This is a genomic window from Sphingomonas sp. So64.6b (assembly GCF_014171475.1).
GTDB classification, from domain to species: domain Bacteria; phylum Pseudomonadota; class Alphaproteobacteria; order Sphingomonadales; family Sphingomonadaceae; genus Sphingomonas; species Sphingomonas alpina_A.
The window spans coordinates 1,537,047-1,554,763 of the sequence record NZ_CP048817.1; the positions used below are offsets into that span (position 1 = coordinate 1,537,047).

The following is a 17,717-nucleotide window of genomic DNA, read 5'->3' on the forward strand; positions in this document are numbered from 1 at the left end:
AAACCTTTCTGCCCAGCGCGCATTCGGATCAAGTCATTGAAACGAAGCGACCTCATCATGAAAACCATCGTGCCCCTGTTTCTCGCTTTGCTCCCGCTGGCTGTCGTGGTGGGCGCGTGCGTCGCGGTGCCGTAATGCGGTTGGTGATGGGTCGCGACCGCGTGGAGCGCGAATAAGCAACACTTGACTCGCCGTCCCGATCAACCGTTGATGCGGGCGGCGCGGACCATCTTCGTCGGACCATGGCCGTGACCCGTGGAGAGATGCTTATGCAATATGTGAGCATGGTGATCGTCGGCCTGATCGTCGGCATTCTGGCGCGGTTCTTCTATCCCGGCGCGATACATATGGGACTGATCATGAGTGCCGTTCTCGGCATCGCCGGATCGTTTCTGGCGGGCTTTGTCGGCCAGCTGCTTCATCCGGCGACGAAAGATCAGCCCTTCCATCCGGCCGGATTCCTTTATTCGATCCTGGGCGCGATCGTCCTGATCTTCCTGGCGCGGCACATCTTCGGCTGGGTTTGATTTGGCCGGAAACTGTTCGCGATCAGCTTCCGGCAACAGAAAAGGGCCGCCCGGATCACTCCGGACGGCCCTTTTTCTGTATCGCTACCGAAAGGCTCAGCCTTCGGTCGGCTCTTCTTCGGTCGCTTCGGGAGCGGCCTCGGCCTGAACCTCGGCGGTCGCGCCGGGTTCTGCGTTGGGATCATAGGCTTCGACGAAGCCCGCTTCGTCCTTTTCGAACATCGCGGACATGACGTCGACGCCCTGCGCCTGCATCTCGGCCTCTTCAGGCGAGCGTGCGACGTTGACCTTGATCATCACCGCGACTTCGGCGTGGAGCGAGACCTTTACGTCATACACGCCGATCGCCTTGATCGGCTTGTTGAGCACGATCGCCGACTTCGGCACCTTGTGGCCCTCGGCCTCGAGCAGTTCGAGCAGATCACGCACCGCGACCGAGCCATACAGCTGGCCGGTGTTCGACGCCTGACGGATCAGGGTCAGCGTGGTGCCGTCGATCGACTTGGCCTCGATCTCCGCTTCGCCGCGGCGAGCGTCATTGTCGGCCACGATCTTCTCGCGGTTGGCCTCGAAGACCTTCTTGTTGGCGTCGTTGGCGCGCAGCGCCTTTTTGTTCGGCAGCAGAAAGTTGCGGGCGAACCCGTCCTTCACGGTGACGACGTCACCGATCTTGCCGAGTTTCTCGACGCGCTCCAGCAGGATAACATCCATGGTGCTCGCTCCTTACTTAACGATGTAGGGCAGGAGCCCAAGGTGACGGGCGCGCTTGATCGCCTGGGCGAGCTCGCGCTGCTTCTTGCCGCTCACCGACGTGATGCGGCTCGGGACGATCTTGCCACGCTCGGACACGAAGCCCTGCAGCAAGCGGACATCCTTATAGTCTATCCGGGGAGCATCCTTGGCGGAGAATGGGCAGCTCTTGCGGCGGCGGAAAAATGGGCGTGCCATGGTCTATGCCTCCTTATTCGCTATCGAAGTCGCGACGCGGGCGCTCGGGCCGGTCACCACGATCGGGGCGGTCACCACGATCACCGCGTTCGCCACGGCGCTCACGGTCACGATCGCTCTTGCGCATCATCACGCTCGGGCCTTCTTCATGGCCGTCGACCTTGACGGTCATATAGCGGATCACGTCTTCGTTGATCTGAGTCTGACGCTCCAGCTCGGCGACGACATCGCCGGGGGCATCGATTTCGAGCATCACATAATGCGCCTTGCGGTTCTTGGCGATCTTGTACGCCAGGCTACGCAGGCCCCAGGATTCGGTCTTCACGACCTTGCCCTTGTTGTCGGTGATGATCTTGGTGGCGTTTTCCGCCAGTGCGTCCACCTGCGCCTGTGCCAGATCCTGGCGCGCAAGGAACACATGCTCGTAAAGAGCCATGTCTTGTCCTTCGTCTTGGCCGATCGCTGACGCCCGCACCATGCGAAACGCCCCTCCGGCTATCGTCTCAAAGCAATCAGGGGCGAAGAGACGCGCTCTCCACCCCGGAAGCGGCGGTCCATAACGAGAAACGCGCGAAACGCAAGCGCCGACGCGCCGCGTTACAGGATTGGCTGGGCAACCAGCCTGGCTTCCGCTTCGCATCCTTGCGGCCTGGCGGTCGCCGGGTTTGCACGAAGTGCGGCAAGTTCGGCCCTTGCCGCGGTGACATCGGCCATGAAGCCGGCCTGGCCATGCTCGGCCGCGAATGTCGATGAGGCTGTAGTCCTGCCCGCCTCGACCGCACTGGCGTTATGCACGCCACACACGATGCGGCTTTCGCCATAAGCGCGTCCGCGCGCCAGGATCGGCGTGGCGCGGTCGGGCGCGAGTTCGGCGAGCAGCAAGGCCCAGGTCCAGCCCCAGGTGGTGTGACCCGAGGGATAGTCGAAACTGCCATTTAACTGCTCGGCCGGCTGACAGGTCGGGCCCTTGTCGATCTGGAACGGGCGTAGCCGTTTGTAGAAATCCTTCGCCGCGCCCGACTGGCTATTGGCGTCGATGCCGGCCTTGCCGATCAGCTTGATCGTCAGCGGCGCATTGTCGGGTGTGATCGACACACCGATCGCGCAACTGAACGCGCTGGCCATATAAGGAATGGCGGTCGACACATCGCGCGTCGCCAATTCACCGCGCGGTGTCTTCAACAGGGGGCGGGTGATCTTGAAGATGCGCCGATCGGCGGCGTAACGCTGATCGCCCTTGAGCGGAGCGGGCGGCAGAACCTGGGTGATGTCCAGTGTTCCCGACGGCAGATAACCCGAACGAGCCTGGCCGATGCCGAGATAGGGAAAAGCCGCGGTCGCGACGACGGCGGAAGCCAGGATCCAGGGGCGAATGCGCATTCTCGACCTCTCCACAGCGATACTTTCACCGATTTATGCCCAAGCGATCGTTCATTCGCCAACCCTGGATAGCCCCGAAAGATAACCGCACATATAACAAAGGCGGCGGGGACTTTCGTCTCCGCCGCCCGTCCCTGGCCGAAGCCTGCGGATCTTAGTTCAGGGCACCCGCGATCACCGCAGCGATGATGCCGCTGGTGATACCGATCAGGACCGCATCATTGCCCGACTGGACATAGCGGTAGCCGCGCGGCGGCGCCTTCAGGTTGCGGTGCTGGCGATAATCGATCTGGCGATAATTGCGCGCCTGATGATAATCGAACCGCTCACCCTTGCGCCAATTGCTGCGATAGGACCGGGCCGGTGTCCGCTTGACCACCTTCTTGACCACGATCTTGCGCTGCTGCTGGCCATAATGGTTGCCGCGGTCGTTCTGATGCTGCTGCGGCGCGGCCAGAGCTGGCGCGGCGGCCATTGGGCTGAATGCGACCGACGCTGCGAGCGCTGCGAGAATGAACTTCTTCATGATAACTGCTCCTCATTGTAGAATGGCGCCTCGTCCGGCGTCCTTATCTATCTAGGACGCGGTTGTCGCAGCCCTGTGCCGTCCGCGTGTCGAAATGGTCGCAAAGTGTCCCAGCTTGCCATGGGTCATTCATCTTTCTAGTCCGACGCCCCTGATCTTAAGGAGCCGATATGCGTGCATTCATTTTTCCCGGACAGGGCAGCCAGGCCGTCGGCATGGGCAAAGCCCTTGCCGAGGCGAGCCCGATCGCCCGCGCGGTATTCCAGGAGGTCGACGAAGCGCTCGGCCAGCATCTCTTTCGTCTGATGACCGAGGGGCCGGAAGATCAACTGCTGCTGACCGAGAACGCCCAGCCCGCGATCATGGCCAACGCGATCGCGACGTTGTGCGTGCTGGAAAAGGAGGGCGGCATCCGCCTCGCCGACAAGGCCGATTATGTCGCGGGTCATTCGCTCGGCGAATATAGCGCCTTGTGCGCGGCCGGTGCGATCGACCTAGCGACGACGGCGTTGTTGCTCAAGCATCGCGGTCAGGCGATGCAGGCCGCAGTACCGGTCGGCGAAGGGGCGATGGCGGCTTTGCTCGGCACCGACCTCGACAAGGCGCGCGCGATCGCCGCGGCGGCGGCCGAGGGCGAAGTGTGTACCGTCGCCAACGACAATGATCCGGGGCAGGTCGTCATTTCCGGCGCGCGGGGCGCGATCGAACGCGCAATCGCGCTGGCCAAGGATATGGGCGCCAAGCGTGCGGTGTTGCTGCCGGTTTCCGCACCTTTTCACTGCCCGCTGATGCAACCCGCCGCCGATGCGATGGAAAAGGCGCTGGGCGAGGCGCGGATCGATGCACCGCTGGTGCCGGTATTCGCCAACGTCACCGCAGCGCCGGTCGGCGATGCCGACACGATCCGCCGCCTGCTGGTCGAGCAGGTCACCGGCATGGTGCGCTGGCGCGAATCGGTAATCGCGATGGCCGCGACCGGGGTCGAACATTTCGTCGAATTCGGCGGCAAGGTGCTTGGGCCCATGGTCAAGCGCAGCGCAGCCGATGTCGAAGTGACCAGCGTGGTGACGATGGACGATATCGAGGCTTTGGCTAAGAGCCTCTAACCTATCGTCACCCCAGCGAAGGCTGTGGTCTCCGGGTAATGAAGCGCGCCCGTGCGGCGCGAGATCCCAGCCTTCGCTGGGATGACGGACGTGAGGAGATTAAGATGTTCGACCTGACAGGCATGACCGCGCTGGTGACCGGCGCTTCGGGGGGGATCGGTTCGGCCGTGGCGCAGGCACTGGCGGCGCAGGGGGCGCGGTTGGCGGTGTCGGGGTCGAATGCGGCCAAGCTCGAGGCGTTCAGGGCCAGCCTTGGCGGCGATCACGTCGCGCTGCAGTGCGATCTGTCCGACGGCGCGGCGGTCGATGCGCTGGTGCCGAGCGCGGTGGAGGCGCTGGGCAAGCTCGATATCCTGATCAACAATGCCGGCGTGACACGCGACAATCTGGTCATGCGCATGAAGGACGAGGAGTGGGATCAGGTGATCCGCGTCAATCTGGAGGCGGCATTCCGGCTCGCTCGCTCTGCCGCGCGGCCGATGATGAAAGCGCGGTTCGGGCGAATCATCTCGATTACGTCGGTTGTGGGGACGACGGGGAACCTCGGCCAGGCGAATTATGCCGCGTCGAAGGGTGGCCTGACAGCGATGTCCAAGGCGCTGGCTCAGGAACTCGCGTCGCGCGGCATCACCGTCAATTGTGTGGCGCCTGGCTTTATCACCTCGCCGATGACCGACGAATTGCCCGATGCGCAAAAGGAAGCGCTTAACGCACGGATTCCTGCGGGAAAGATGGGCGAAGGAAGTGATATCGGTGCGGCTGTGGTGTATCTCGCGAGCAAGGAAGCGGGTTACGTCACCGGCCAGACGCTGCACGTAAATGGTGGCATGGCGATGATCTGAACAGCGTCCGCCCCCTTGCGCGGGCACCAAGCGCGTTCTACGTGCGTTCAGGAATTACCAAAACCCCCAGCGATAGAGGGACGATACAATGAGCGAGACCGCAGACCGCGTTAAGAAGATTGTCGTCGAGCATCTCGGCGTCGAAGCCGACAAGGTAACCGAGGACGCGAGCTTCATCGACGATCTTGGCGCGGACAGCCTCGACATCGTCGAGCTGGTGATGGCGTTCGAAGAAGAATTCGGCGTCGAGATTCCCGATGATGCCGCCGAGAAGATCACGACCGTCAAGGACGCGATCACCTTCATCGACGAGCATAAGGATTGATCGGCGGGCATGGGCGGATGCATTCGCGCCGCCCGCGCCCATCGTTTAGTTGAACACATGACCGGCTCCCCGTCCCAGCGTATCGCACAGGGGCGGGGGGCCGTTCGTTTTTGCAGATGAAATACGGAGATCCGCCATGCGCCGCGTTGTCGTAACCGGACTTGGACTCGTCACCCCGCTCGGCGCAGACGTCGAGACGGCCTGGGCGAACATTCTTGCCGCCAAATCGGGCGCCGCCACGATCACGCGTTTCGATGCGACCGATTATGCGTGCCGCATCGCCTGCGAGGTCAAGCCGCCCGAACACGAATATGGCTTCGATCCAGGCAAGCGCGTTGACCATAAGGTGCAGCGCCAGGTTGACCCGTTCATCATCTACGGCATCGATGCGGCCGGTCAGGCGTTGGAAGACGCCGGCCTGCTCGACATGACCGAAGAGCAGAAATATCGCGCCGGTTGTTCGATCGGTGCTGGCATCGGCGGCCTGCCGGGCATCGCCAGCGAATCGATCGTGCTCCACGAAAAGGGTCCGAAGCGCGTTTCGCCGCATTTCGTCCATGGCCGCCTGATCAATTTGATCACCGGGCAGGTGCAGATCAAATATGGCCTGATGGGTCCGAATCACGCCGTCGTCACGGCCTGCTCAACCGGCGCGCATTCGATCGGCGATGCCGCACGGATGATCGCGATGGATGATGCCGATGTGATGCTCGCCGGTGGTGCGGAAGGCGCGATCTGCCCGCTCGGCATCGCCGGATTCGCCCAGGCTCGTGCGCTCTCGACCAATTTCAACGACACGCCGGAACGTGCCAGTCGCCCCTATGACATCGCGCGCGACGGGTTTGTCATGGGTGAGGGCGCTGGCGTTGTCTGCCTCGAGGAATATGAGCACGCCAAGGCGCGTGGCGCGAAAATCTATGCCGAAGTGATCGGCTATGGCCTGTCGGGCGACGCGTATCACGTCACCGCGCCGCACCCCGAAGGTTCGGGCGCATTCCGATCGATGGAAATGGCGATGCGGAAGTCGGGCCTGGCGCTGTCGGACATCGATTATATCAATGCGCACGGCACTTCGACTCCGCTTGGCGACGAGCTCGAATTGAATGCGGTGCGCCGCTTGTTCGGCAACAATATCGACACGCTGTCGATGAGCTCGACCAAATCGGCGATCGGGCATCTGCTCGGTGGCGCGGGCGCGGTGGAGAGCATCTTCTGCATCCTCGCGCTGCGCGATCAGATCGCGCCGCCGACGCTCAACCTCGACAATCCGAGCGAGAATTGCATCGGTGTCGATCTCGTCCCGCACAAGGCGAAGGAGCGCAAGGTCAAGGCGGTGCTGAACAATTCGTTCGGCTTTGGCGGCACCAATGCCAGCCTCGTCATGCGCGCGATCTGACCGCCTTTGCGTAGGTTCGGCTGCTCCGCGCTGGTCCTGATCCTGGCACTTGGGATCGGGCTGTTCCTGATCGTCCAATATTGGGGCGGGGCGGGGCCGCTACCGCGCAACGCGACGGTCGAGATTGCGCCGGGCACCAGTGTGGCCGGCGCGGCGGAACAACTGGAAAGGGCTGGCGCGATCGGTTCGGCGCGCAATTTCAGGACGCTGGCGCGGATCTTCGGCGGCGGACAGGGGATCAAGGCGGGCGAATATCGGCTGCCGGCGCATCTTAGCCAGGCCGATATCCTGAAGCTGCTGCAGGGCGGCAAGACCCTGCAGCGCTTCGTCATGGTCCCGGAGGGCTGGCCATCGGTAATGGTCAAGGATGCGCTGATGAAGGCCAAAGGGCTGGAGGGGCCGGTCGCGGTCCCAGTCGAGGGCACGATCCTGCCCGACAGTTACAGCTTCCAACGCGGCGATACGCGCCAGGCGATGGTGGAGCGCATGCAGCGCGCGATGACGGCATATCTTGCCAAGGCGTGGGCGAAGCGCAAACCGGGCATCGCCGTGACCACGCCACGCGATGCGCTGATCCTCGCATCGATTGTCGAGAAGGAAACCGGTAAGGAAAGCGAACGGCGCCTGGTCGCAGCGGTCTATTCCAACCGGTTGAAGCGCGGCATGATGCTTCAGGCCGACCCCACGATCATCTACCCGATCACAAAGGGGCGGCCGCTCGGTCGGCGGATCCTGGCCTCGGAAGTGCGCGCGGTGAACGGCTATAATACCTACGCGATGGTCGGGCTTCCGGCCGGGCCGATCGCCAATCCCGGTCGTGCGTCGATCGATGCGGTGCTTGACCCGGCGCAGTCGAACGCCTTGTATTTCGTCGCCGATGGCACCGGTGGCCATGTCTTTGCCGATACGCTTGAGCAGCACAACGCGAACGTGCAGAAATGGTACGCGATCAGGCGCGCGCGCGGCGAGATGTGATCCTGGTCAGGCGCTCATCCTTGGGCGCGCCCGGGCGGCAATCGGCATGATCGCTACGCCACCGGTGTTTACTGCGGTTTCGGCCTTTTGGCGGACGCGGTCGCTGGTGCGCCGGCTGAAAACACCCGTCGATGTGCGTGCATGGCAGGCGCAGCGGTTGAAGATCTTTCTGACCGAAGCGATACCTCAGGTGCAGGCATTTGCCGGCATGTCGCCATCGCGGCTCGACGATCTCCCGATCATTGACAAGGCCGCGCTGCTGGCCGATTTCGCCGCCTATAACCGGCCCGGAATCACGGTCGAGGAAGTCCGGGCCGCGCTCGACCATGGCACGGATCGCGTGCGTGGCTATCCGATCGGTCAGAGCACCGGGACCAGCGGCAATCGCGGTTATTTCGTGATCAGCGATGCCGAGCGCTTCGTGTGGCTCGGCACGATCCTCGCCAAGACTTTGCCGGACATTCTCTGGCGGCGGCACCGCGTTGCGCTTGCGCTGCCGGGGTTTTCCACGCTCTATCGTTCGGCGGAGCGTGGACGGCGGATTGCGCTGCGTTTTTTCGATCTCGCATTGGGCGTGGACGCCTGGGCCGACGATCTGGCTGCGTTCGCTCCCGACACGATCGTCGCGCCGCCCAAAATATTGCGCCGCCTTGCCGAGATGGGGCGTTTGCCGGCGCGCAATATCTTCAGTGCTGCCGAAGTTCTCGATCCGCTCGATCGCACCGTCATTGAAACCGCGACCGGCGCGCGTGTTCGTGAAATATATATGGCGACCGAGGGGTTGTTCGGCGTTGCCTGTCCGCATGGCACGCTCCATCTCGCCGAGGATGCGGTCCATTTCGAATGGCAGCCGTCGAGCGATAGCGTGCTGGTTACACCGCTGATCACCGATTTCACGCGCACGACGCAGGTCATGGCGCGGTATCGGATGAACGATCTGCTCAGGCTGTCCGACGCGGCATGTCCTTGCGGATCGCCATTGCAAGCCGTGGCGCGGATCGAGGGAAGACAGGACGACAGTTTCGAGCTGGTCGATGGCGCCGGGCAATGGCGGATGATCACTCCGGATGTTCTGCGCAACGCCGTCGTCGATGCCGATCGTCGCATTACCGATTTTCGGATCGTTCAGACCGGCCCGGCGGCGATCGCTGTGCATCTCGACACCGATTTGCCCGCTGACAGCGATGCGTTGGTCGCGGCTTCACTGCTGCGCCTGTTCACGCGCCTCGGTGTCGAAGCACCGGCATTATCCTTTCAGCGCGGCCTGACACTGGATGTCGAGCGCAAGCTTCGCCGTGTGCGGCGCGAGTGGCCTCACAGATAAAGCGTCGTCGTGCGCTTTTCGTGTGGTTGCGGACGGCCATTGGCTAGCCGCCAGACGGTCGGTCCGATCAGGTCCGCCGGGCCGACGGCGAAGTCAATCTCGTCCCAATCGGCCAGTGCATCGACCTGATCCTCCAGCACGCGCTGATCCTGGCGCAGCAAGGGCAAGTTGAAGGCCTTGAGCACCCAGCGCTTGAGCCAGGCCGGTGTAATCGCCTTGCGCGTGGTGAATAGCGCATAAGGCCGGGTCAGATTCACGTCTTCGGGCACGAAGATCGCGGTCAGGGACACGGTTAGCCCGCGCTCGGTTTCGAACACCAGCTGACCGATCGTCGGCGGGAAATAGCGGCCGATCGACACCGTGCGCTTGCCCTCGAGCAGGCGCGGCATGAAGCCGTCTGCGCGGGCATTCTCGTGATAGATCGCCTCGGCGCCGTCGGGACCAAGCGTGACGTCGACCTGCATCGCGCGACGCTTGCCGATCCCGCGCAGGAACCACGGGTGGACATAATGCGGGTGCGAGGCGTCGAGCATGTTCTCGATTCCATCGAGCAGACGCATTCTGGTCGGCTCCACCGCCCAGCAGAAATGATCGAGCGCAGGATCTTCCAGCAGGTCGGGCAGGCGCGGAAAGGGTGCCGGCGTTTCAGCAAGCGATGTCCAGACCAGGCCGGCGCGAATCACGATCGGCAAGGCCTGTGCCGGTGCATTTGGGACAATATCCGAGCCCGGGACCTCGACACATGCCCCATCAACGCCGAACCGCCAGCCATGATAGGGACAGGCGATCGCACCGTCTTTCACGCAGCCGCCAGACAGTGGCAGGCCACGGTGTGGACAACGATCGAGCAGCGCGACTGGCTTGCCATGGCTCAAGAACAGTACGATCGGCTTGCCCATCAGGCGCCGGGCGAGCGGCTTGTCGCGAAGCGCCTTCACCTCGGCCAGCGGATGCCAGCCCTTCGCGATCTCGCTTGGCCAATCCTTGCTCATAACCCCCGCTTCTTCATCATCGGCACCGCGATTCGATCGAGTATCAGCCGCATGAAACCGAACACCGCACGGCGCCCCCAAGGCAAATGCGCGGTCGCGATCGCCATATATTCGATCACCCCGGTGGCGCCGCGGTTGCGTTTGAAATGCGCCGCACCGGCCGATCCGTTGAGCCGGGTGCCGGTCTCCATGGCGACCGTGGTGAAGAGCAACGTCGCGATCCGGTACAGACCTTCCGCTTGCGGGCGTGCGGTATCGTAACCGACAACCGGCGGGGTGAGGACATCGCCGCGGATCAGCGACCCGGCAATCGCCAGGATCGTACCGTCCGCCTCACGCACGCCACGATAGTGCAGGATCTTCTCGCGCCAGGTCATGTGCACATAAGCGGGCGAGAAAACGGGATTGAGCGGCGAATATTTGCCGACATAGAGCAGGTGATAGAGCGCCGCGATGCGGGCGGAATCGGCCTCGGACATGGTTTCGAAATGATCGATCGTCAGCCCGCTGGCTGCAAGCAATGCGCTGTCGGCACGCGTGTCGCGTCGCGGCTCCCATTGCCTGGCCAGATCCGTCGTCACCCAGATCTGCCGGCTTGCCAGCATGGTCCAGCCGTCCCTTGCGGTTGCCTTGAGCAACGCGGGCGACGACCAGCCATCGACCGAGCGGATCGCTATCGCATGATCAGGAAAGTGTCCGACAAGGAACGTGCGGATCGCGGCGACATCGGCGCCATCCCAATCGCCATGCAAATTGGTTGAGAGCAGCCAATTGTCGACATGGACGATACGATTGATGCGCGCCCGGCGGATCAGTCGGTCGGCAATCCCGATCAGCACCGCGAGCACCGGGCGCAGCCTGCCGGTATCGACCAGATCGAGCTCGGCGCGCGCGTAGAGTATGTAAGCACTATGCGGCAGGGTGACATAACTGCCGCCGATCGCGCCATCATTCACCGTTACCGGAAATACCCGCTCGCCCGAACGCAGCGCCAGCCAGCGCGTCGTGACATTGGGGATCATCGCGGTCACGCCGGCGCGGGCGATGCCCTCGATATAGGCGCGCGTCTCGCATGGTTCGGGCCAGGCATCCGGCGGCGGGTCAAGCGGATCGAACAGTCGAAGCGTCACCGGATCGCCTCGCCATTCCATTCGATATCGTCCGTCGTGGCGCTGGTCGGGCTGTGTCGTGCGCGGATCGCCTTGGCAGCGAAGCGCGCCGCATCGATGACTGTGCCGACCACCGGCATCCTGTCACCGGTCCGGCCGATCGAATCATGCCCGCGCCGCCAATCGGCGACGAAGTCGGATAAACGCGCCCCGATCAATGCGGATGGCAATCCGAGCATCGCCATGGCCGGGCTCAGATAACCCAGACCGTCAGTCGGCACAGGATCGGCATCCTCACCCAGCATGGCGCGGGCAAGGGCGGGCTGAGCATCGAACAGGTGCAGGCCACTGATCGCGCGGGGATTGCACTCGATCGGTACGACCATGCCGGCCGGTGTGACGATCAGGTCGAACGACAAATGTCCGGTTATCGCGCCGCTGGCGGCGATGGTTCGCGCGATTTCGAGTCCGCCAGGGCACTCAACGGCCTCAAACGCATAGGCTGCCGCCCGACCGTGCCGCCATACCGGCCGATAGGTCACCGTCGCGACGATCCGCCCCGCACGCGCAAACGACCAGAGGCACAGCTCCTCGCCCGCAATGAAGCGCTGCGCCGCCCAAGGGCGCTCCGGGGTGAGGGGCAGCCGTGCCAGGTCGGCGGCCTTGGGCCGAATCAGCGTGTGCGTCGCAAAACGCGAGAATTCCGGCTTGAGCACCAGCATGGCGGGATCGAGCGGCACCGCTGCGAGGTCGGCGCGGCTCTCGATCCTCCAGGTCTCGGGTGCCGTCATGCCAAGCGCTCGAACATGTTCCGCGAAATCGATTTTCGAGTGCAACATCCGCAGCAGCGCGAGGGGAGGGGCAAGCACGCGACCGTCAAGATCATCGGCCGCGGCGGCAACATAAAATACTTCTTCACAGGTCGGTACGATCGCGACCGGATCGAGGCGGGCGGCAAGGGCGCGCAAGCCGGATGCGAAGGCGGCGAACTCGGTGCGTGGCGGTGCCAGCAAATGTGTCGCGCGAACATGCCGCGACATGCGCGCCGCCCAGGGTATCACCGAATCGGCGAGATGAACTTCATAACCCGCCGCCGCGAAGGAGCGGGCGAGATCGACCGCGACCGGCGCGCGCGCGCCAGTCAGGAGTATCGTCCGGCTCACTGCCCCGCTTCTGCGGCACGTTCCGGGCAATGTGCCGGGGTCAGGCGGATCGCGGGATTGCGCCGCCACAATGCGTTCAATTGCCGCAGCGTCGCCTCGACCCGTCTCGCGCTGCCGAGGAAATTGCTGGTGATCGCCGGCGGCGGCATGTCGCGCCGGATCGCGTCAGTCGACCATGCCGCGTCGGCGACCAGGAAATGCTCGCCATGGGCCTGGTCGTTGGTCACCAGACCCCAATGGCCGGGGCAGTGCCCGGGCAGTTCGACCGCCAACAGGCTGCCGTCGCCGAGAATGTCGGCGCCCATATCGAATGGCTGCAGCGCGTCAGGCAATGCGACCCGTGGTGCTTCTTCGAAGAATCGTGCCCGCGCCGCGATATCGGGCGGCAGCAGGGCACGCAGCACGCCGCGTCGCACCGACGCGATCCGTCCGCCTGAGCATGCGGCGTCGAGCCCCGCCCTGGAGCAATGGATCGCGGCACCGGGAAAGGCATGGGCGCCCGCGATATGATCGGCATGAAAATGCGACAGGATAAGATGGCGAATATCGTCGGGGGCGAGGCCGAAGCGCGTGAGCTGACTGGCGACCTCGGAACCGGCGGCCAACGTTACGGGCGTCAGCCAGCGGTAGAAACGCTCGGGGAAAGGCTGAGTCGCCGCGAAGAAGGCAGGATCATATCCGGTGTCGAACAGCATCGGCCCTTCCACCGGATGGATGATCAGCACCGACAGCGCCGGATAGATAACGGAGCGCCAGCTGCCATCGCGGATCGTCATGCGCTGCGGATGGACGCAATGTCCGGCGCGGATCAGGGAAATGGCTGTTTCACGCATCGCACGATTCCCGGGAGGTCAACGCATGATCGACCATTGCTTCGACATTGTGACGCGGTGACCAGTCAAGCAGCGTGTTCGCGCGATCGAGGCGCAGCGTTTGCGAATAAGCGAGCGTCATGATGGTATAACGCGTGGCGGGAGGCTCAGGCCGGCCCGGCAGCAGCGCCGCGATACGTTCCATCGCACCTGCCACGGCCAAGGCGAGTCCCGCCGGCACGGGTACATAACGCACGTCCGCGCCCATCCGCGCGAAGAGCAGATCGAGCAATTGGCGCAGCGGTCGCGGATCGCCGCCCGAAATATTGATCGCATGGCCGCCCGCGCGCTCGCGTCGGCGATCCGCGGCCGCGAAGGCGAGTGCGGCATCGCGGACATCGGTTGGTTCGATCAGGGCATGACCCCCGCCCGGCAGCGGAAACCGGCCGCGTCTCGCCGCGCGCATCAGGCGCGGCAGCAGCACACTGTCGTGCGGGCCGACGATCGCGCGTGGGCGCAACGACACCGTCCGGAAAGCAGGCGCGTCGGCCGCGAGCACCAGGTTTTCGGCGGCATGTTTGGTTGCCGCATAGCCATTGGCGAAGCGTGCCGCGACCGGACTGTCTTCCGTCAGGCCGATGCGGTCCCGGCGTTCGGCATAGATTGATGGCGTTGAAGCATGGACGAAGGCGCTGCAGCCGGCGTTGCGTGATGCCCGCAACAAGCGTTCGGTGGCATCGATATTGATCCGGCGGAAAGTCTCAGCCGCGCCCCAGGGCGAAGACAGAGCGGCAAGATGAAAGACCGCATCGACACCCTCGACCAGCGGCTCGATCGGGTCGGTGACGAGATCCGCAGCGACGAACCGCGTACCGAGCGTCGCGCCGATGCGTGCGTCGCGTCCCGTGGCGGTGACTCGATATCCTTGGCCCAGCAAATCGCCGACGAGCGCGCGGCCGAGTCCGCCGGTCGCGCCGGTCACCAGCGCATGACGGCTCACCATCGGATCACTGCGCCGCCCAGCGACACGCCGGCCGACGTTCCGATCAACAGGCTATGCGTGCCCGGCGCGGTGCGGCTGGTACTGCGCGCTACGTGCAGGGCGTGCGGCATGCCCGCTGCGATCTGATTGCCATGATCGCGGAAGATATCGATCGTCCGGGCATGGCCATCGGGCACCGCGCGTTTGAGATGTTCGAGCGCCGCGGCGCTGGCCTGATGCGGTATTATCGTATCGATCGCCTCTGCCGCGATGCCGGCTTCATTCAGCAAACGCTTCAGAAAGGGCGGAAACCTGCGCGCGGTGGCACTGAATAATGCCGGGCCGTCCATCCGGAAGCGGCTCGCGGCGAGAAAACCTTCAAGATCGTCATGCGGGCGCAGCCGGGTGCCGCCGGCTTCCAATCGGCACAAATCAGCACCGTCGCCGAAACTGCTCAGCCGGGCGGCAAGCAACAGGCTCGGCCCGTCCGCTTCAACCGCGACTGCCGCCGCGCCGTCACCGAAGATCACTGATGCCTCGGGCGAGGTGAAATCGAGTGCTGCCGATGCGATGTCGGCGGAGACGATCAACCCGCGCCGCCATTTGCCGACTGCCATGCCCATTAGCAGCGTTTCGAACGCGACGATAAACGACAGGCAAGTCGCGTTGACGTCGAACGCGGTGATGCCGCTGCTGCCGATGCCGAGCCGGCGCTGAATCAGCGGCGCGGTTCCGGGGATCGGCTGCTCCATCACGCCGCAGGCCGCGATGACTACGTCGAGATCGGCCGCATCCCATCCGGCATCGATCAGCGCGGCGGCTCCTGCCTGTGCACCGAGCATCGAGCTGGTTTCGTCCTGTTGGGCATAATGGCGCGTCGCGATGGCGAAATTAGCTTCGGTCCAGCCGGGCTCGGTGCCGATGCGAAGGTCGATGTCGGTCGAGCGAATAGCTGTGCGGGGCAGGGCGATACCGCTGCCCACCAATCGAAAACCAATGCCGCGAGTCGCGTTCATGTTATATTATTGAACGGTGTTCATTTCTTTGTAAAGCGACTTATGCGGCGGCGATCGTTTCCAGCACGCGGCGATAGACGGTTTCGAGTGGGGTCGTTTCACCCAGCAGGGCGAAGGTACCGTTCAGAGTGAAGAAGCAATGGCCATGCACCGTTGCCAGCAATGACCGGGTCAGTGAATCCGCCTGGTCTGCCTGTTCCGGTGACAGCACGGCGGCGATCTCGTCGCGCACGATCCCGGTCAGCGAGCGGATCTGCTCGCGATAATATTCCGGCGCCTGCACATCATCCGGCAAGCGATGGTCATAAAGCGCGGTCCAGGCATGGCGGTGGAGAATGGCGAATTCGAAATAGGCCTCGACCAATGTCCGCAAACGGCCCTGTTCGACGGCCGCCAGCCGTGCCTCGACATGTGCCTGCCATAACGCAAGGGTTCGAGCGTTGATCGCCAGCACCAGCAGATCATGTGATTCAAAGACGTTGTAGAGCGTGCCGATCGAATAGCCGATCCGCTTGGCCACTTCGCGCGCCGAGAAATGCGCAAAGCCGACCTCGGACATCTGGCGATGACCTTCGCGGACAATCATCGCCCTGAGCTCTTCGCGCGTATGATCGGATCGTCTGGCCATGGCGCCTTGTCGTTAAGCGGAGGCGGATATCATTAAACAGCGTTCAATAATATTCCAGCGCCTTCGTTTATGGACGCGTAGCCTTTCACAGCCTTCAGCGGCGCAGTGCGCTGGCCGCGCGTGCTTTGGTCTCCACCTCGGCCATCGTGCCGCCGGTCACCCAGCTGCCGCCAACGCACAGCACAGGGGCGAACGCGAGCCAGTCCGGGGCGCTCGCTTCGGTGATCCCGCCGGTCGGGCAGAATTGCGCCTGATAGAAAGGAGCGGCCAGGGCCTTTAGCGCCTTGAGGCCGCCCGAGGCTTCGGCGGGGAAAAATTTGAAGTGCGTCAGGCCAAGATCGAGCCCGCGCATGATGTCGCCCGAATTGGCGATACCGGGCAGATAAGGCACGCCACTGTCGACGATCGGTCGGCCGAGCTTTTCGGTCAGGCCGGGCGAGACGATGAATTCGACATCGAGGTCCATGACCTGGTCGAACTGTTCGAGCGTCACGACGGTGCCGGCGCCGACGATCGCGCCGGGGACTTGCTTCATCTCACGGATCGCATCGAGCGCTGCGGGGGTGCGCATCGTCACCTCGAGCACGCGCAAACCACCGGCGACGAGCGCCTCGGCGAGCGGCCGGGCGGTCGCGGCGTCGTCGATCACCAGCACCGGGATGACCGCACTGGTCCGCATGATCGCTTCGATACCCGTCATGATGTGTGCTCCTGTGCAAAGGCGGCGGCGGCGCCGTAAAGGCCCGGCTGTGGATGTATTATCAGCTTGACCGGGATCGCGGCCATCATCTGCTGGAAGCGGCCTTTGGCGGCGAAGCGCTCGGCAAAGCCGGATCGTGCGAAATGTTCTTTCAAGCGCAGGCCAAGGCCGCCGGCGATGACCACGCCCTTGGCGCCGTGCGCTAGTGCGAGGTCGCCGGAAACGGCCCCGAGGCTGAGGCAGAAACGGTCGAGCGCGGCGAGGGCGAGGCTGTCCCGGCCTTCGAGCGCCAGCGACCAAATCGCCTTGTCGTCAAGCCGCTGGATCGCGCGGCCTTCGATTTCGGCAAGCGTTTCGTAGATGCCGACGATACCGGGGCCGGCGACGATCCGTTCGGTCGAGACGCGAGTGAATTTCTTGCGCAAATGTTTGACGAAGGCGTCTTCGATGCCGTCAAGCGGCGCGTAATCGACATGCCCGCCCTCGGTCTCGAGCACATGATAGCGATCGGCCGTGCGAAAGACCTGTGCGACGCCGAGGCCGGTGCCCGGGCCACATACGGTCAACACGCCGGTTGGCGGAAAAGGTTGATCCGGTCCGGCGAGATGCAGGAATTCGCTATCGGGCGCTTGCGCCACGGCATGGCCGATCGCGCCGAAATCGTTGATCAGGACATAATCATCGACATCCAACCGATCGGGAATAAGGGCAGGGCGGATGATCCACGGATTGTTGGTCAGCTTGATCACCTCGCCACCGATCGGCGAGGCCACCGCGATCGCCGCGGCGCGGGGGACAGGGCGGCCGAGCGCGGCACCGAATGCCTGCCAGGCGGTCTGGAGACTGGCATGCTCGGCGGTCTTCTGCGTCATCGGCTCGCCGAGCGAGACGACGCGGCCATCCGCGACCTCGGCGATGGCGAAGCGGGCATGGGTGCCGCCGATATCGACCGTTACGACTTCCATC

General features: G+C 63.8%; 21 protein-coding genes. 7 read left to right on the plus strand and 14 right to left on the minus strand.

Translation table 11 applies throughout. The features are described from left to right. Positions 1–269: 269 nt before the first annotated feature. Positions 270–527 (plus strand): GlsB/YeaQ/YmgE family stress response membrane protein, encoded by a 258-nt coding sequence (locus G4G27_RS07360; RefSeq protein ID WP_183112726.1) that lies wholly within the window; start codon positions 270–272, stop codon positions 525–527. A 96-nt stretch (positions 528–623) separates the two neighbouring features. On the opposite strand, the gene rplI is transcribed toward G4G27_RS07360, so the two are convergent. The 5 genes from rplI to G4G27_RS07385 form a co-directional block, all read right to left on the minus strand. Beyond that, positions 624–1,238, minus strand: coding sequence for a 50S ribosomal protein L9 (gene rplI / locus G4G27_RS07365; protein WP_183112727.1), 615 nt, complete (start codon positions 1,236–1,238; stop codon positions 624–626). 12 nt (positions 1,239–1,250) lie between these two features. Further along, the gene (rpsR, locus tag G4G27_RS07370; RefSeq protein ID WP_034158365.1) at positions 1,251–1,475 is read right to left on the minus strand and encodes a 30S ribosomal protein S18; all 225 of its coding nucleotides are present in this window, start codon (positions 1,473–1,475) and stop codon (positions 1,251–1,253) included. A 13-nt stretch (positions 1,476–1,488) separates the two neighbouring features. After that, entirely contained in the window at positions 1,489–1,911 is a 423-nt protein-coding gene (gene rpsF, locus G4G27_RS07375; protein WP_183112728.1) for a 30S ribosomal protein S6, read from the minus strand. A 161-nt stretch (positions 1,912–2,072) separates the two neighbouring features. Further along, positions 2,073–2,855, minus strand: a complete 783-nt coding sequence (locus G4G27_RS07380) for a phosphatase PAP2 family protein (RefSeq protein WP_183112729.1) — start codon at positions 2,853–2,855, stop codon at positions 2,073–2,075. Between the two features lie 154 nt (positions 2,856–3,009). Further along, entirely contained in the window at positions 3,010–3,381 is a 372-nt protein-coding gene (locus G4G27_RS07385; RefSeq protein ID WP_345940672.1) for an RcnB family protein, read from the minus strand. A gap of 170 nt (positions 3,382–3,551) precedes the next feature. On the opposite strand from G4G27_RS07385, the gene fabD reads away from it, so the two are divergent. From fabD to G4G27_RS07415, 6 genes are all read left to right on the plus strand, one after another. Further along, entirely contained in the window at positions 3,552–4,487 is a 936-nt protein-coding gene (fabD, locus tag G4G27_RS07390) for an ACP S-malonyltransferase (protein ID WP_183112730.1), read from the plus strand. Positions 4,488–4,591: 104 nt separating this feature from the next. Beyond that, positions 4,592–5,329, plus strand: coding sequence for a 3-oxoacyl-[acyl-carrier-protein] reductase (gene fabG / locus G4G27_RS07395; protein ID WP_183112731.1), 738 nt, complete (start codon positions 4,592–4,594; stop codon positions 5,327–5,329). An 88-nt stretch (positions 5,330–5,417) separates the two neighbouring features. Next, entirely contained in the window at positions 5,418–5,654 is a 237-nt protein-coding gene (locus G4G27_RS07400) for an acyl carrier protein (RefSeq protein ID WP_034158361.1), read from the plus strand. A 136-nt stretch (positions 5,655–5,790) separates the two neighbouring features. Continuing rightward, positions 5,791–7,050, plus strand: a complete 1,260-nt coding sequence (gene fabF / locus G4G27_RS07405) for a beta-ketoacyl-ACP synthase II (RefSeq protein ID WP_183112732.1) — start codon at positions 5,791–5,793, stop codon at positions 7,048–7,050. A gap of 6 nt (positions 7,051–7,056) precedes the next feature. Continuing rightward, positions 7,057–8,025, plus strand: a complete 969-nt coding sequence (mltG, locus tag G4G27_RS07410; RefSeq protein WP_183112733.1) for an endolytic transglycosylase MltG — start codon at positions 7,057–7,059, stop codon at positions 8,023–8,025. A 46-nt stretch (positions 8,026–8,071) separates the two neighbouring features. Further along, the gene (locus G4G27_RS07415) at positions 8,072–9,349 is read left to right on the plus strand and encodes a F390 synthetase-related protein (protein ID WP_183112734.1); all 1,278 of its coding nucleotides are present in this window, start codon (positions 8,072–8,074) and stop codon (positions 9,347–9,349) included. On the opposite strand, the gene G4G27_RS07420 is transcribed toward G4G27_RS07415, so the two are convergent. The 9 genes from G4G27_RS07420 to glk form a co-directional block, all read right to left on the minus strand. Beyond that, a complete protein-coding gene (locus G4G27_RS07420; protein ID WP_183112735.1) occupies positions 9,340–10,341 on the minus strand; it encodes an aromatic ring-hydroxylating dioxygenase subunit alpha in 1,002 nt (333 codons plus the stop codon). The two genes, G4G27_RS07415 and G4G27_RS07420, sit on opposite strands and share 10 nt — an antisense overlap. Beyond that, entirely contained in the window at positions 10,338–11,471 is a 1,134-nt protein-coding gene (locus G4G27_RS07425) for a GNAT family N-acetyltransferase (RefSeq protein WP_183112736.1), read from the minus strand. The genes G4G27_RS07420 and G4G27_RS07425 overlap by 4 nt, the downstream gene beginning before the upstream one ends. Then, a complete protein-coding gene (locus G4G27_RS07430; RefSeq protein ID WP_183112737.1) occupies positions 11,468–12,613 on the minus strand; it encodes an ATP-grasp domain-containing protein in 1,146 nt (381 codons plus the stop codon). Before G4G27_RS07430 ends, G4G27_RS07425 begins: the two co-directional genes overlap by 4 nt. After that, the gene (locus G4G27_RS07435) at positions 12,610–13,446 is read right to left on the minus strand and encodes an MBL fold metallo-hydrolase (RefSeq protein WP_183112738.1); all 837 of its coding nucleotides are present in this window, start codon (positions 13,444–13,446) and stop codon (positions 12,610–12,612) included. Before G4G27_RS07435 ends, G4G27_RS07430 begins: the two co-directional genes overlap by 4 nt. After that, positions 13,439–14,428, minus strand: a complete 990-nt coding sequence (locus G4G27_RS07440; RefSeq protein WP_183112739.1) for an NAD(P)-dependent oxidoreductase — start codon at positions 14,426–14,428, stop codon at positions 13,439–13,441. The genes G4G27_RS07435 and G4G27_RS07440 overlap by 8 nt, the downstream gene beginning before the upstream one ends. Beyond that, positions 14,422–15,423: a 3-oxoacyl-[acyl-carrier-protein] synthase III C-terminal domain-containing protein gene (locus G4G27_RS07445; RefSeq protein WP_183112740.1), complete on the minus strand. Its 1,002-nt coding sequence runs from the start codon at positions 15,421–15,423 to the stop codon at positions 14,422–14,424. Before G4G27_RS07445 ends, G4G27_RS07440 begins: the two co-directional genes overlap by 7 nt. A gap of 40 nt (positions 15,424–15,463) precedes the next feature. After that, on the minus strand, positions 15,464–16,051 hold the full coding sequence (locus tag G4G27_RS07450) for a TetR/AcrR family transcriptional regulator (RefSeq protein ID WP_183112741.1): 588 nt from the start codon (positions 16,049–16,051) through the stop codon (positions 15,464–15,466). A gap of 94 nt (positions 16,052–16,145) precedes the next feature. After that, a complete protein-coding gene (eda, locus tag G4G27_RS07455) occupies positions 16,146–16,751 on the minus strand; it encodes a bifunctional 4-hydroxy-2-oxoglutarate aldolase/2-dehydro-3-deoxy-phosphogluconate aldolase (protein WP_183112742.1) in 606 nt (201 codons plus the stop codon). Next, positions 16,748–17,716, minus strand: coding sequence for a glucokinase (gene glk / locus G4G27_RS07460; RefSeq protein ID WP_183112743.1), 969 nt, complete (start codon positions 17,714–17,716; stop codon positions 16,748–16,750). Before glk ends, eda begins: the two co-directional genes overlap by 4 nt. Between the last annotated feature and the right edge of the window lies 1 nt (position 17,717).